This is a genomic window from Alishewanella tabrizica, from assembly GCF_014652375.1.
In the GTDB taxonomy this organism is placed as follows: domain Bacteria; phylum Pseudomonadota; class Gammaproteobacteria; order Enterobacterales; family Alteromonadaceae; genus Alishewanella; species Alishewanella tabrizica.
This window is the reverse complement of sequence record NZ_BMYR01000005.1, coordinates 213,610-227,459: the sequence shown is the minus strand read 5'-3', so window position 1 is coordinate 227,459 and position 13,850 is coordinate 213,610. Positions and strand designations below refer to the sequence as shown.

9 protein-coding genes and 1 pseudogene are annotated in these 13,850 nt (G+C 45.5%); 2 read left to right on the top strand and 8 right to left on the bottom strand.

Annotation, left to right across the window (positions count from 1 at the left end; translation table 11 throughout):
- The first annotated feature begins 82 nt into the window (after window positions 1–82).
- Complete coding sequence (locus tag IE070_RS07715; protein WP_189482129.1) at window positions 83–3,067, top strand: TonB-dependent receptor domain-containing protein; 2,985 nt, start codon at window positions 83–85, stop codon at window positions 3,065–3,067.
- A gap of 117 nt (window positions 3,068–3,184) precedes the next feature.
- Window positions 3,185–3,973 (top strand): hypothetical protein, encoded by a 789-nt coding sequence (locus IE070_RS07710; protein WP_189482127.1) that lies wholly within the window; start codon window positions 3,185–3,187, stop codon window positions 3,971–3,973.
- Between the two features lie 237 nt (window positions 3,974–4,210).
- On the opposite strand, the gene sucD is transcribed toward IE070_RS07710, so the two are convergent.
- The 8 genes and pseudogenes from sucD to sdhC all read right to left on the bottom strand — a co-directional run bounded on the left by sucD (window position 4,211) and on the right by sdhC (window position 13,821).
- Complete coding sequence (sucD, locus tag IE070_RS07705; RefSeq protein ID WP_189482125.1) at window positions 4,211–5,083, bottom strand: succinate--CoA ligase subunit alpha; 873 nt, start codon at window positions 5,081–5,083, stop codon at window positions 4,211–4,213.
- A 10-nt stretch (window positions 5,084–5,093) separates the two neighbouring features.
- Window positions 5,094–6,260 carry an ADP-forming succinate--CoA ligase subunit beta gene (gene sucC, locus IE070_RS07700; protein WP_189482124.1) on the bottom strand — a complete coding sequence of 389 codons (1,167 nt, stop codon included), beginning with the start codon at window positions 6,258–6,260 and terminating at the stop codon, window positions 5,094–5,096.
- 182 nt (window positions 6,261–6,442) lie between these two features.
- Window positions 6,443–7,630: pseudogene (gene odhB, locus IE070_RS07695) on the bottom strand (2-oxoglutarate dehydrogenase complex dihydrolipoyllysine-residue succinyltransferase); the annotation flags it as partial.
- 62 nt (window positions 7,631–7,692) lie between these two features.
- Window positions 7,693–10,503, bottom strand: a complete 2,811-nt coding sequence (locus IE070_RS07690; RefSeq protein ID WP_189482121.1) for a 2-oxoglutarate dehydrogenase E1 component — start codon at window positions 10,501–10,503, stop codon at window positions 7,693–7,695.
- A gap of 100 nt (window positions 10,504–10,603) precedes the next feature.
- A complete protein-coding gene (locus IE070_RS07685; RefSeq protein ID WP_189482119.1) occupies window positions 10,604–11,320 on the bottom strand; it encodes a succinate dehydrogenase iron-sulfur subunit in 717 nt (238 codons plus the stop codon).
- Window positions 11,321–11,332: 12 nt separating this feature from the next.
- Window positions 11,333–13,105: a succinate dehydrogenase flavoprotein subunit gene (gene sdhA, locus IE070_RS07680; RefSeq protein WP_189482116.1), complete on the bottom strand. Its 1,773-nt coding sequence runs from the start codon at window positions 13,103–13,105 to the stop codon at window positions 11,333–11,335.
- Window positions 13,106–13,453 carry a succinate dehydrogenase, hydrophobic membrane anchor protein gene (gene sdhD / locus IE070_RS07675; RefSeq protein ID WP_189482114.1) on the bottom strand — a complete coding sequence of 116 codons (348 nt, stop codon included), beginning with the start codon at window positions 13,451–13,453 and terminating at the stop codon, window positions 13,106–13,108.
- Entirely contained in the window at window positions 13,444–13,821 is a 378-nt protein-coding gene (gene sdhC / locus IE070_RS07670) for a succinate dehydrogenase, cytochrome b556 subunit (protein ID WP_189482231.1), read from the bottom strand. Before sdhC ends, sdhD begins: the two co-directional genes overlap by 10 nt.
- Window positions 13,822–13,850: the final 29 nt, after the last annotated feature.

Here is a 13,850-nt window from a genome sequence, read left to right as displayed (position 1 = left end):
ATTGGTTGTTATATGTACCTAAAGTGACAAAAAGATGTTTTTTCACTTTATAAAATACTAAAAAACACTCCAGGGGAACATTATGAAACACTCAACACGCTCACCACTTGCATTAGCAATTGGCGGCTTATTGGCTGGTTCTGTCTTTACCGTTATCGGCCAAGATACTAGCCAACAATCCGAGCAAACTGCAGAAAAAGCGCCAGAACGCATCTCTGTGCTTGGTTCACGTATTCGTACCGATGGTTTAGATCGCGCCTCACCGGTTGAAGTGCTTAGTGCCGATACGGCAATTAGTCAGGGCCTGAGTACACTTGGTGATTTACTCAGAAGCTCAACTGTTGCCGCGGGTTCAAATCAAATTACATCAGCAACATCCTCTGCTATTTCTGAAGGCGGTATAGGTGTTGAAACAGTTTCATTACGTGGTTTGGGAGCAAATCGTACACTCATACTTTTAAACGGACGCCGCATTGGCCCAGCCGGTACACGAGGTGCCGTATCTGCCTTCGATCTAAATATTATGCCGTTGGCAGCAGTAGATCGCGTTGAAATTCTGAAAGACGGTGCCTCATCACTTTACGGTTCAGACGCAGTCGCCGGTGTAGTGAACATTATCACCAAAAAAGGTGATGAAAGCGTCGTTAACGTCAATATTAGCCAGCCAACTAAAGAAGGTGGCGAAACGGTGCGATTAAGCGCCAGCTTCGGTCGTACTTTTGATCGCGGCTCGGTACGCGTTGTTGCCGACTATCGTAAAGACAGTGAATTAGCACGCGGTGATCGTAGATTTTTTGATTGTGCCGAAGCTTACTATTTTGATACCGCTAACGGTGCGCGTAAAGACGTCATTGATCCTCGCACTGGTTCATTCCATTGTAACGATTTACCCGCTGGGCATGTGTGGGTATACGATTATGCATATGCTGCTGAAGATGGTAGCACCAACGTGCCCAATGGCGGCGGTGCTTCGACGTTAATGCAATACGATTATGATGGCAGTTTATCACGTTTTTTACCGCCCTTTACGGCTGATGCGAATAACCCAGCCCATTTAAGAGTGCCTCAAGGCTGGTATCCCGTGAGCTATAGCAGAGAAAGCGCGGGATTAACTAATGCCAGTCACCCGTTCCAATCGCTGACAACATTAGTCCCCGAGCGTGATACTAAAACCGTTTTCGCTCAAGGTGATTACGCCTTAAATGATGCAGCAAGTTTATACGCCGAAGCCTTATTTAACCGTCGCGAGACGATCAGTAATGGCTACCGCCAATTCTGGAACTTATTTCATTACACTAACGACGGCGCAGGTGTCCTACCCAATAGTACATTAAGCCCAGGTTGGACTGGGGCACAGGGGCTAAGTTCTACCCCAATCACCGACCATGACCAAGATATAATCACCGTTGATTATCGTCGATTTGTCATTGGTGCTGAGGGATCTCTGGGGCAATGGAACTGGGATCTAAACTTCCAAAGTAGTCGCAGCGATGGCGATTACTTTAGTAAAGTGATTTTTAATGATTCTATTGCGTCACAACAATTTATTACAGAATCTTGCGTAGGATCGACAACAGCTGTTCGTAACGTGCCTTGTATTGATTTACCATGGTTAGATCCTAATTTCCTTAATGGCCAATTCTCACCTGAACAACGTGCGTTTTTATTTGGTGATGAAACGGGTAATACTATTTACAAGCAACAAACACTTGAAGCCGTGATCAGTGGTAACGTTTTTGAACTTCCCGCTGGAACCGTTGGTGCCGCATTCGGTGCGCAGCATCAACGAGACGAAATTTTGGACACCCCAGGCTCAGTAACCTTAGCACGTAATGCATGGGGAAGCTCATCGGCAGGTGTTACGGCAGGTAAATCGACTACTAAAGCCATTTTCAGTGAAATTCAACTCCCCATACTTCGCGATCTCACCCTAGTAGATCGTTTAGACTTAGAGTTATCTGCACGCTATACCGATGTTTCAACCTCTGGCAGTGATTCTACCTATAAAGTGGGCATTAACTGGGATCTGGGTGGTGGTTTACGAATTCGTGGATCGCAAGGAACGTCATTCCGTTCACCTGCACTTTACGAACTTTATCTTAATGATCAAGAATCATTTCCTCGGATTGCAGATCCTTGTGCGAACTGGGCGACAGCATTACAGAATGGCAGAATCACACAGTTAGTCGCGGATAACTGTGCAGCCGAAGGTATTGCACCAGACTTCAGACCGCCAGCAACCAGTAATAATGCTTTTGCCGGTGGCGGCTTAGGTGAATTAGTTGCCGAAACATCAACCGCAAGAACCGTTGGTTTTGTATATACACCTGAATGGACAAAATTCAGTATGAGTGCCGACTATTTTGATATTGAAATAGATGGTGAGGTAACGCAATTAACGGCAGGTCAAGTCGTTTCAGGTTGTTATAACTCCACTGAATTTAGCACTGAACCACTCTGTAATCTGTTCAATCGCGATAATTTAGGCCGAGTAGAAAATATCCGCTTAAACTTCCTGAATATTGCCACACAATATAATCGTGGTTTCGACTTAATTTTTAATTACGACATTGATACAAACTTTGGTACTTTCTTCGCCAACTACAATCACACTATTCAGATCGAAGCTGCACAGCAATTACTTGCTAGTAGCCCACGTGAAAATCGTGCAGGGTGGTTAGGTCGCCCCCGCCATGTTGGCAACTTAAATCTAGGGTGGACTCAAGGTGATTTAAGTATTAATTGGAGTACACGCTATGTGGGTGAATCCTCTTTACAAGATCGGTACCGCCAACTGAACGGTAAAGATACGATCACATACTGGGAAGAAGAAGTGGATATTCAACTGTCGACACCGAGTACGTTCTATCACTCACTATCTGGCACCTACGACTTCAAAAAATACGGCGTAACAGTCACAGCAGGTGTGTCTAATTTGTTTGATAAAGAACCACCGAAGTTAAGCAATGTGCCCAACTACACCAGTCGGATCGGGACATCGGCGTTTTATAGTCAGTACGATTTTATTGGCCGGAGAATGTTCCTTGATGTGACTTACTCATTTTAACGCCGTAATTTAACGCGTTATTTATGCTAAAATGCCGACAATGTTCGGCATTTTTTTTAGAATACCTGTCAGTGGCAATCTGTATAGGCCGCTTGAATCATTCAATTGAGGAACCGTATGGCACGGATTATTGCTAAGCCCGATACTTTGGATGCGCTTAACGCTAATTTTGAACAAAAACCGTTAAAACATAATGTATTTCTAAATTCCGTACCAAAATGCGGTACTCACTTAATCCGCAATATCTTTCGGATGTTTGTTCCCGTTTCACAGCATTACACCAAAAGTTTTATTCAACTACCTGAGCTGGAACAGCATCAACAAGCATTTAACCCACGGAATCCAGAACTTAGCTGGGGGCATCTAATCTTTAGTGATGTGTCAGCTATGGTATTGCATGAAACGCGTAAAATTATATTAGTCAGAGATCCTTACGACTGGGTTATTGCCCGCGCCCGCTTTTTTATGTCTGATAATTTTATTGGCAGCACAGATGTAATTCGTAGCGGCAGGATCACCGTTGAAGAATTGTTAAATCTGATGATATTCGGAATTTATGGCCTTGCCCCTACCCTCAAAGAAATTTACACGCACAACGCGGTTGCTTGGCTGGGTACAAACTGTAAATTAGTGCGCTTTGAAGAGCTGTTATTGCATGTAAAACAGCTTGATTCACCTGCAGCAGAGGTGTATTTCAACGATTTATTAGGCATTTTGGGGCATGAACCCTTACCAAATGATTGGCGTGAACGTGTGCGTATTGGTGCAGATCCGGCGCAATCAGGGACTTTTCGCGACAACTTATCTGGTATAGCCATGGACTTTCCCAAAGCACTACCCGAAAAACAAAAACAGATCGTAGATTATGCGGTACCCGGCTTACGAAAAATTCTGGGATATGAATAACATCATCTGATGTTCGCTTGATGTTCGCTTGATGTTCGCTTGATGTTCGCTTGATGTTCGCTTGATGTTCGCTTGATGTTCGCAGAGCAATTAAACAGCATTAGAGTAACATTAGCAGAGTCTCGGAATAGTGTTCCAGTAGCGTATAGATAATCTAGAGACAGTATTCTCATAAAATACGTAATGACGGCCATAAAAAAACCCGCTAACTAAGCGGGTTTTTTCATTTCTTAGATATTACCAACCGGTAATTTCTTTCAGGGCTTTACCGATATCGGCTAAGCTCTTCACAGTTTTAACGCCAGCATCTTCTAAAGCAGCGAATTTCTCATCAGCAGTACCTTTACCACCAGAGATAATCGCGCCAGCGTGACCCATACGCTTACCAGCAGGTGCAGTTACACCAGCGATGTAAGATACGACAGGCTTAGTCACGTGTTGCTTGATATAAGCAGCCGCTTCTTCTTCTGCAGAACCACCGATTTCACCGATCATCACGATGGCTTCAGTTTGTGGATCTTCCTGGAATAATTTCAGGATGTCGATGAAGTTAGAACCTGGGATTGGATCGCCACCAATACCCACACAAGTAGACTGGCCGAAACCGTAGTCAGTTGTTTGCTTAACGGCTTCATACGTCAGGGTGCCTGAACGTGACACGATACCCACTTTACCTGGTAAATGGATATGGCCTGGCATAATACCAATTTTACACTCGCCTGGCGTGATCACACCTGGGCAGTTAGGACCAATTAAGCGTACGCCTAATTCGTCACATTTAACTTTGGCATCTAGCATATCTAAGGTTGGGATACCTTCAGTGATACACACGATCAGTTTAATACCACCGTTAGCTGCTTCTAAGATAGAATCTTTACAGAACGCGGCTGGTACGTAGATAACTGATGCATCAGCACCCGTTGCAGCAACGGCTTCAGCTACCGTGTTAAACACTGGCAGACCTAAATGCGTTTGACCGCCTTTACCTGGCGTTACACCGCCAACCATCTTAGTACCGTAAGCAATAGCTTGCTCAGAGTGGAAAGTACCCTGGGCACCAGTGAAACCCTGACAAATTACTTTAGTGTCTTTGTTAATTAAAACGCTCATTGCTTACCCCTTATGCCTTGGCCGCTGCTGCAACGACTTGCTTGGCTGCGCCAGTCAGATCGGTATCAGCAATAATGTTCAGGCCGCTTTCTTGCAATACTTTTGCGCCCAGTTCAGCGTTGTTACCTTGTAAACGAACAACGACAGGTACTTTAACGCCAACTTCTTTCACTGCACCAATTACGCCTTCAGCAATCATATCGCAACGCACGATACCGCCGAAGATATTGATGAATACGGCTTTAACCGCAGTGTCAGACAGGATAATTTTGAAAGCTTCAACTACGCGCTCTTTCGTCGCGCCGCCGCCAACGTCTAGGAAGTTAGCAGGTTGACCACCGTGTAATTTCACGATGTCCATAGTACCCATCGCTAAACCGGCACCGTTAACCATACAACCGATGTCGCCACCTAAAGCAACATAGTTCAGTTCCCATGCAGCGGCATGCGCTTCACGTGGATCTTCTTGTGATGGATCTTGCATCGCTTTTAAATCTGGGTGACGGTATAAGGCATTACCATCGATCACTAACTTGGCATCCAAACAGTGCAGATCGCCAGCTGGTGTGATAACCAGTGGGTTAACTTCCAATAAGGCTAAATCTTTTTCCTGGAACAATTTTGCCAGGCCCATAAAGATTTTCACGAATTGGTTAACTTGCTTGCCTTCTAAGCCCAGCTTGAACGCTAATTCACGGCCTTGGAATGGCTGTGCGCCAACCAATGGATCGATAGCGGCTTTTAAAATTTTCTCTGGTGTTTCGTGGGCTACAGTTTCAATTTCCACGCCACCTTCAGTAGAGGCCATAAACACGATACGACGTGAAGAACGGTCTACAACGGCACCTAAATACAGCTCTTTAGCGATATCAGTGCAAGGCTCAACCAAAATACGGCTTACTGGCTGACCTTTTTCGTCTGTTTGATAAGTTACCAGGTTTTTACCCAGCCATTTTTCTGCGAAAGCGCGAATGTCTTCTTTGCTCTTAACCAGCTTCACACCGCCCGCTTTACCGCGGCCACCAGCGTGAACCTGCGCCTTAACAACAAACATGTCGCCGCCGATCTTATCAGCTGCTTCAACTGCTTCTTCCACAGTGGCTGCAGCGATGCCTTTAGATACAGGCAAACCATATTGGGCAAACAGTTGTTTACCCTGATACTCGTGCAAATTCATGGCTATTTTCCGTTCATTTGAAATTAAAGGCTGCAACAGAGTACAGCCATAGTTTTGATTGCTACGGGTATATCCTTTCAGATTGAAGCCCAGTAAAACTGTTCTTAAACTGACTTAGATATAACGTTACCAACCAGTGATATTTAGAAACGCCATAAATGGCGTTTCTAGTTTGCTAATGCTTAGATGTCTAACAGAATACGTGTTGGATCTTCCAGTAACTCTTTAATGGTTACTAGGAAACCAACAGACTCTTTACCGTCGATGATACGGTGATCATATGACAGTGCTAAGTACATCATTGGCAGAATTTCCATCTTGCCATCCACGACCATCACGCGATCTTGGATTTTGTGCATACCCAAAATGGCTGATTGTGGAGGATTGATAATAGGCGTAGACATCAGTGAACCAAAGACGCCACCGTTAGTGATCGTAAAGTTACCGCCGGTTAAATCATCCATAGACAATTTACCATCACGGCCTTTAATCGCCAGGTCTTTGATCGCTTTTTCAATTTCAGCCAAGTTCATCTTGTCACAATCACGCAGTACTGGTGTTACCAAGCCACGTGGTGTAGACACGGCGATACTGACATCAAAATAGTTGTGATAAACAATATCATCGCCATCAATAGCGGCGTTTACTTCTGGGAAGCGCTTCAAGGCTTCAGTTACCGCTTTCACGTAGAACGACATAAAGCCTAAACGGATGCCATGACGCTTCTCAAACACGTCTTGATACTGCTTGCGCAGATCCATAATTGGCTTCATGTTCACTTCGTTAAACGTAGTTAACATGGCAGTAGAGTTTTTCGCTTCCAACAAACGATTGGCGATAGTTTTACGTAAACGTGTCATAGGCACACGTTTCTGACTACGATCACCGGCTGCCACTACAGGTGCTGCAGCTGCAGGCGCAGCGGCTTTAGCGGGGGCACCAGCTAAGAATTTCTCGACATCTTCTTTGGTAACACGGCCATTTTTACCGCTACCTTTGATTTTGCTGGCATCTAAGCCTTTTTCAGCGATTAAACGACGCACTGATGGGCTTAACGCATCATCGCCTTCATCAGCTGCAGCAGCGGCCGGAGCGGCTTCTGCTTTTGGCGCCTCTGCTTTTGCAGCAGGTGCGCCACCAGCTTCCATCTTACCGATAACTTCTTCAGCGGTAACAGTCGCACCAGTGTCATGGATGATCTCGCCCATTACACCGTCAGCTTGTGCTACAACTTCAAGCACCACTTTATCCGTTTCAATATCTACTAATACCTGATCACGGCTAACAGCTTCACCGGTTTTAACGTGCCAGGTGGCAATGGTTGCATCTGCAACAGATTCTGGAAGTACGGGTACTTTAATTTCCACTTTTTCACCTATAACGGTTGGTCTATATCAGTTAACACCGCCTGCATAGGCAGGCGGGCAAAGAGTTATTTGATGCTTAACGCATCATTTACTAAAGCTTGCTGCTGTTTATTGTGCACAGATAAATAACCCACCGCAGGTGACGACGACGCATCACGACCGGCATAAGTTAATTTGGCACCATTTGGAATCGCAGCCCAGAAATGATGCTGGCTACAATACCAGGCACCCTGATTTTGTGGCTCTTCTTGACACCAAACAAAATCGGTAACATGTTGATAGTTTGCCAAAGCAGCAGCCATTTCATCATGTGGGAACGGATACAGCTGCTCTACCCGTACGATAGCCACATCTTTTTGTTCACGTTTACGACGCTCTTCCAGCAATTCGTAATACACTTTACCACTACAAAACACCACGCGTTTCACGTCGGCTGGATTGAGATCATCAATCTCACCGATGACGTTGTGATAAACGCCCGATGCCAGCTCTTCCAATGACGATGTGGCCAAAGGATGACGCAGCAATGATTTTGGTGACATTACAATTAATGGCCGGCGCATTGGGCGCACCATCTGCCGACGCAGCATATTAAATACCTGCGCAGGTGTCGTAGGCACACAAATTTGCATATTGTGATCAGCACATAATTGCAAGAACCGCTCTAGTCGTGCTGACGAGTGCTCAGGTCCCTGGCCTTCATAGCCATGAGGCAATAACAAGGTTAAGCCGCATAACCGACCCCACTTTTGCTCGCCAGAACTTAAGAACTGATCGATAACCACTTGGGCACCGTTGGCAAAGTCACCAAATTGGCCTTCCCAAATTACCATGGCACGAGGTTCAGCAGTGGCATAACCATATTCAAAGGCAAGTACGGCTTCTTCTGATAGCGCAGAATCGTATACTTGGAATGGGCCCTGATCTTCGCTGATATGCTCAAGCGGAATATAAGTACTGGCATCGGTTTGATTGTGCAATACCGCGTGACGATGGAAGAAAGTCCCGCGGCCAGAATCCTGACCAACGATACGAATGCGTGAACCTTCGCCAGCAATAGAGGCATAAGCTAAAATTTCAGCAAAACCCCAGTCGATTTTCTTCTCGCCTTTCAGCATTAAAGCGCGATCTTCGTAGACTTTGCCTACCTGACGTTGCAATACATGGCTTACTGGGATCTGAGTCGCTTTTTCACCTAATGCCACCAATTTATCAAGTGGCAAACTGGCATCATAAGCTGCATCCCAATCTTTACCGATATAAGGCGTCCAGTCGACAGAACTTGGCGCCATAGGCCGCCATTCTTCTACCACACAATCGCCTTGGTCTAGCGCATCACGATAGCCATCAACGAAGGCTTTAACTTCGTCAGCACTAACGACACCTTCTAAAATCAACTTTTCAGCATAGATTTCACGCGGTGTTGGATGCTTTTTAATTTTCTGGTACATCAACGGCTGAGTTGCATTCGGCTCATCCGCTTCGTTATGGCCATTACGACGGTAACAAACCAGATCGATAACCACATCGCGTTTAAAGGTATTACGGTAATCTACAGCCAGCTGCGCCACAAAAACTACGGCTTCAGGATCATCACCATTAACGTGGAAAATCGGTGCCTGCACCATCTTGGCAATATCAGTACAGTATGGTGTTGAACGGGTATCTTCTGGATTCGAGGTGGTAAAACCAACTTGGTTGTTAATCACGATCCGAACGGTACCGCCAACTTTAAATGCACGAGTTTGTGAAATATTAAAGGTTTCCGCTACTACGCCCTGGCCAGCAAACGCCGAGTCACCGTGAATAGTGATAGGCAATGCTAAAGATCCGTCGGTACAACCACGACGATCTAAGCGAGCACGGACTGAACCTAATACCACAGGATTAACAATTTCTAGGTGTGAAGGGTTAAAGGCTAATGCTAAGTGAACATTACCACCTTTCGTTTCAAAATCAGATGAGAAACCCATATGGTATTTCACATCACCGGCACCTACGACTTCGTATTTACCCGCAAATTCATCAAATAGCTTCGAGGGATTCTTACCCAAGACGTTAATTAAGGTATTTAAGCGGCCACGGTGTGCCATACCAATAACAGAATCTTTCGCACCCTGCTCACCGGCACGATGAATCATGGCTTTGAGCATCGGAACCATGGCATCGCCACCTTCCAAACCAAAGCGTTTAGCGCCAGGGAATTTTGAACTTAAATATTTTTCCAGGCCATCAGCAGCTACAAGGCCTTTGAGGATCTGCAGTTTGGTTGCTTTGTCATAACGTGGCTGAGACTGAACGCTTTCTAAACGCTGTTGAATCCAACGTTTTTCATCCGTTGACACGATATGCATATACTCAGCGCCGATAGAACCACAATACGTCCGCTCAAGCGCCTTATGCAATTCACCAAGTTTCATGGTTTCTTGACCACATGCCAGTGATCCAACATTGAACTCAGTATCGTAATCAGCTTCAGACAGATCGTGATATGACAACTCAAGATCCCTAACCCGTGGTTGTTTCCACAAGTTTAATGGATCTAAATTGGCGTGCTGGTGACCACGGAAGCGATAGGAGTTTATCAGTTGCAATACTTTAACCTGGCGGTTATCAGTACCCGAACCGGAGTTTACAACGACCACTTCGCGATGTTTGTTACGAGCCAGCTCAGCGAACTGTTGGCGCACATCACTGTGGCGGGTTTCAAGATCGACCCCATCGATTTTTGGTAACTTGGCGAAAAATTCACGCCATTCGTCACCAACACTGGTGGGCTCTGCTAAGTAGGATTCATAGAGTTCATCCACATAGGCCATGTTGCCACCGCCAAGATGTGAAGACTCCAACCACGCCTTCATTACACCTTCGTGCATTTAGTTTCCCTTATTTTTGAGCACCTGGAAAAATTAGCAAAAAAACTGCCATACCACCAAGGTATGGACAGTTTTCAATTAAATACTAAAAAAGGGCGCATTACAGCGCCCGGTTTAACAGCATTGATTTTATCTGACCAATTGCTTTCGTTGGGTTTAACCCCTTTGGACAAACATTCACGCAGTTCATAATGCCATGACAACGGAAAACACTAAAAGCATCATCTAAGTCGTTTAAACGTTGCTCAGTCGCGGTATCACGGCTGTCAGCCAGAAAACGGTAAGCATGCAATAAACCCGCTGGCCCAATAAACTTATCAGGATTCCACCAAAATGATGGGCAAGAGGTCGAACAACATGCACACAAGATACACTCGTACAGACCATCAAGCTTAGCGCGGTCTTCTGGAGACTGCAAATGCTCACCCGCAGGTGGCAAATCATCATTGATTAAATACGGCTTAACTTTTTCATATTGGGTGTAGAACTGGCTCATATCAATAACCAGATCGCGAATAACCGGCAATCCAGGTAACGGACGAATAACGAGCTTACCGCCTTTTAAACCTGCTGCGGATAATGGCGTAATACAGCCTAAGCCGTTTTTGCCATTGATGTTAAAGCCATCTGAACCACAGACCCCTTCCCGGCAACTGCGACGGAAAGACAACGAAGGATCTTGCTCTTTCAGCTTCAACAGCACGTCTAAGACCATCATGTCACGGCCTTCAGGATTATCTAACGTATAATCTTGCATCCGAGGCGTTTGATCAACATCTGGATTATAACGATAGACGGAGACAACTATTTTCTTCATCGCTAAGACCTCTTAGTAAGTACGCGCTTTAGGCGGGAAAGCATCACGGAAAGTCGGTTCCATATTCACTTTACGCTTAAATAACGATTCATCTTCTGGCGCATAGACGCTGTGACATAACCAGTTTTCATCATCGCGATCAGGGAAATCTGAGCGCGAATGTGCACCACGGCTTTCCATACGGAAATTTGCTGAGGCGGCTGTTGAATACGCAGTTTCCATAAGGTTATCCAGTTCTAAACACTCAATTCGCATAGTGTTAAAGTCTGAACTCTTATCGTCTAAACGAGCATACTTGATACGTTCACGAATTTCTTTTAACTGATCTAAGCCCTCTGCCATTGCTGCACCTTCACGGAATACCGAGAAGTTAAGCTGCATACACTGCTGCAGATCTTTCTTGATTTGTACCGGATCTTCACCTTGGCCCGCTTTAGAATTTTCCCAACGTAATGTGCGAGCTAACGCTGCATCTAAATCAGATTGTGATGCTGGACGTGCTTCACTGGTTGCAGCTAAGGCTTCGCCTAAATGCAAACCGGTTGCGCGACCAAAAACCACTAAGTCTAACAACGAGTTACCACCTAAACGGTTAGCACCGTGCACCGAAACACACGCAATCTCACCGCAGGCGAATAAACCGGCAACGACCGATTCTGAACCATCGGCTTTCGGATTAATGACTTGGCCGTGTACGTTGGTGGGAATACCACCCATCATGTAGTGACAGGTTGGGATAACCGGAATAGGTTCTTTTACAGGATCAACGTGCGCAAATGTCTTTGATAATTCGCATACACCTGGTAGGCGGCTTTCAAGAACTTCTGCACCTAAATGATCTAATTTTAACTTAATGTGTGGACCCCATGGACCATCACAACCACGACCTTCGCGAATTTCAGTCATCATGGCACGAGCAACAACGTCACGACCCGCTAAATCTTTGGCATTTGGCGCATAACGTTCCATGAAACGCTCGCCATTTTTATTCAATAAGTAACCGCCTTCACCACGGCAACCTTCAGTAACTAATGAACCTGCGCCTGCGATACCCGTAGGGTGGAATTGCCACATTTCCATATCTTGTAACGGCACACCGGCACGAAGCGCCATACCAACCCCATCGCCCGTATTAATATGCGCATTGGTGGTTGAAGCATAAATACGACCGGCGCCGCCTGTAGCAAGTACAGTGGCTTTTGACTTGAAGTAAACGATTTCACCGCTTTCAATATCAATAGCTGTACAACCTACTACCGCACCATCTTGGTTTTTAACTAAGTCTAAGGCGTACCACTCAGAAAACACCTGTGTACGATTCTTTACGTTTTGCTGATATAACAAATGCAATAAAGCGTGACCGGTACGGTCTGCTGCAGCTGCTGTGCGCGCCGCTTGCTCACCGCCAAAATTCTTAGATTGACCACCGAAAGGACGCTGATAAACCCGGCCATTTTCAAAACGTGAAAACGGCAAGCCCATGTTCTCTAACTCGGTAATCGCTTCAGGACCTGTTTTACACATATATTCAATAGCGTCTTGGTCACCGATATAGTCAGAACCTTTAACCGTATCAAACATGTGCCATTCCCAGTTATCTGGGTGGCTGTTGCCTAGTGCAACAGTAATACCGCCTTGCGCTGATACCGTGTGTGAGCGCGTCGGAAATACTTTTGATAATAAGGCACAGGTTAAACCTGATTGCGTGATCTGCAACGCAGCACGCATACCTGCACCACCAGCACCAATTACAATGGCGTCGAATTCTCTAACTGGAATATTCACTTAAGCACCCCACAACACAAATAAACCAACTGCCACATAACTGAAGGCAATTACGTACAGCACAAACTGTAAAACGCCACGTAATGTTGCGTTCTTGACGTAGTCAGTTAGCACCTGCCATAAACCAATACGCGTGTGGATGGCGATGGAGATCAGCGCTAACAAGGTAAACACCTTCATGAAAATATTGGCAAATAAACCTTGCCATACTTCAAAGGTGATTTCAGGGGTAAAAAGAAAGAAGCCTAAAATAAATAAACTGTAAAGTGCTAACACGATAGCGGAAGCACGCAGCGATACGTAATCCTGAACGCCATCGCGTTTCAGGCTTGCCTGATTTAAAACCATACCCAAACTCCTGCTAAAACGGCTAATACAATCCACAATCCAATCGTGATTTTGGCGCTAAGGTTACCCGAGCCAAGCTCTTCCCAATGCCCCATATCCATAATTAGATGGCGAACACCGCCAATCAGGTGATAAATAAGTACCGTGATAGTGCCCCAAGCGATAAATTTGGCTAAATGTGAATTTAGCAAGGACTTCACGTAGTCAAAACCTTCTGCGCTTTGCAATGACGTCGCCCATGCCCAGATCACAAATAGGAGAGCGAAAAACATTGCTACACCTGTAACCCGGTGCAGGATAGAGGCTTTGCCAGCCGCAGGTAGAGAGATTGTCGTTAGATCTAGATTTATTGGTCTTTGCTTTTTCACAGTGTCTTGCCTATCGATGCCCGTGTAGA

Coding starts and splice junctions, on each gene's coding strand:
- IE070_RS07715 (WP_189482129.1), top strand. CDS start 83: ATGAAACACTCAACACGCTCACCACTTGCATTAGCAATTGGCGGCTTA.
- IE070_RS07710 (WP_189482127.1), top strand. CDS start 3,185: ATGGCACGGATTATTGCTAAGCCCGATACTTTGGATGCGCTTAACGCT.
- sucD (WP_189482125.1), bottom strand. CDS start 5,083: ATGAGCGTTTTAATTAACAAAGACACTAAAGTAATTTGTCAGGGTTTC.
- sucC (WP_189482124.1), bottom strand. CDS start 6,260: ATGAATTTGCACGAGTATCAGGGTAAACAACTGTTTGCCCAATATGGT.
- IE070_RS07690 (WP_189482121.1), bottom strand. CDS start 10,503: ATGCACGAAGGTGTAATGAAGGCGTGGTTGGAGTCTTCACATCTTGGC.
- IE070_RS07685 (WP_189482119.1), bottom strand. CDS start 11,320: ATGAAGAAAATAGTTGTCTCCGTCTATCGTTATAATCCAGATGTTGAT.
- sdhD (WP_189482114.1), bottom strand. CDS start 13,453: ATGGTTTTAAATCAGGCAAGCCTGAAACGCGATGGCGTTCAGGATTAC.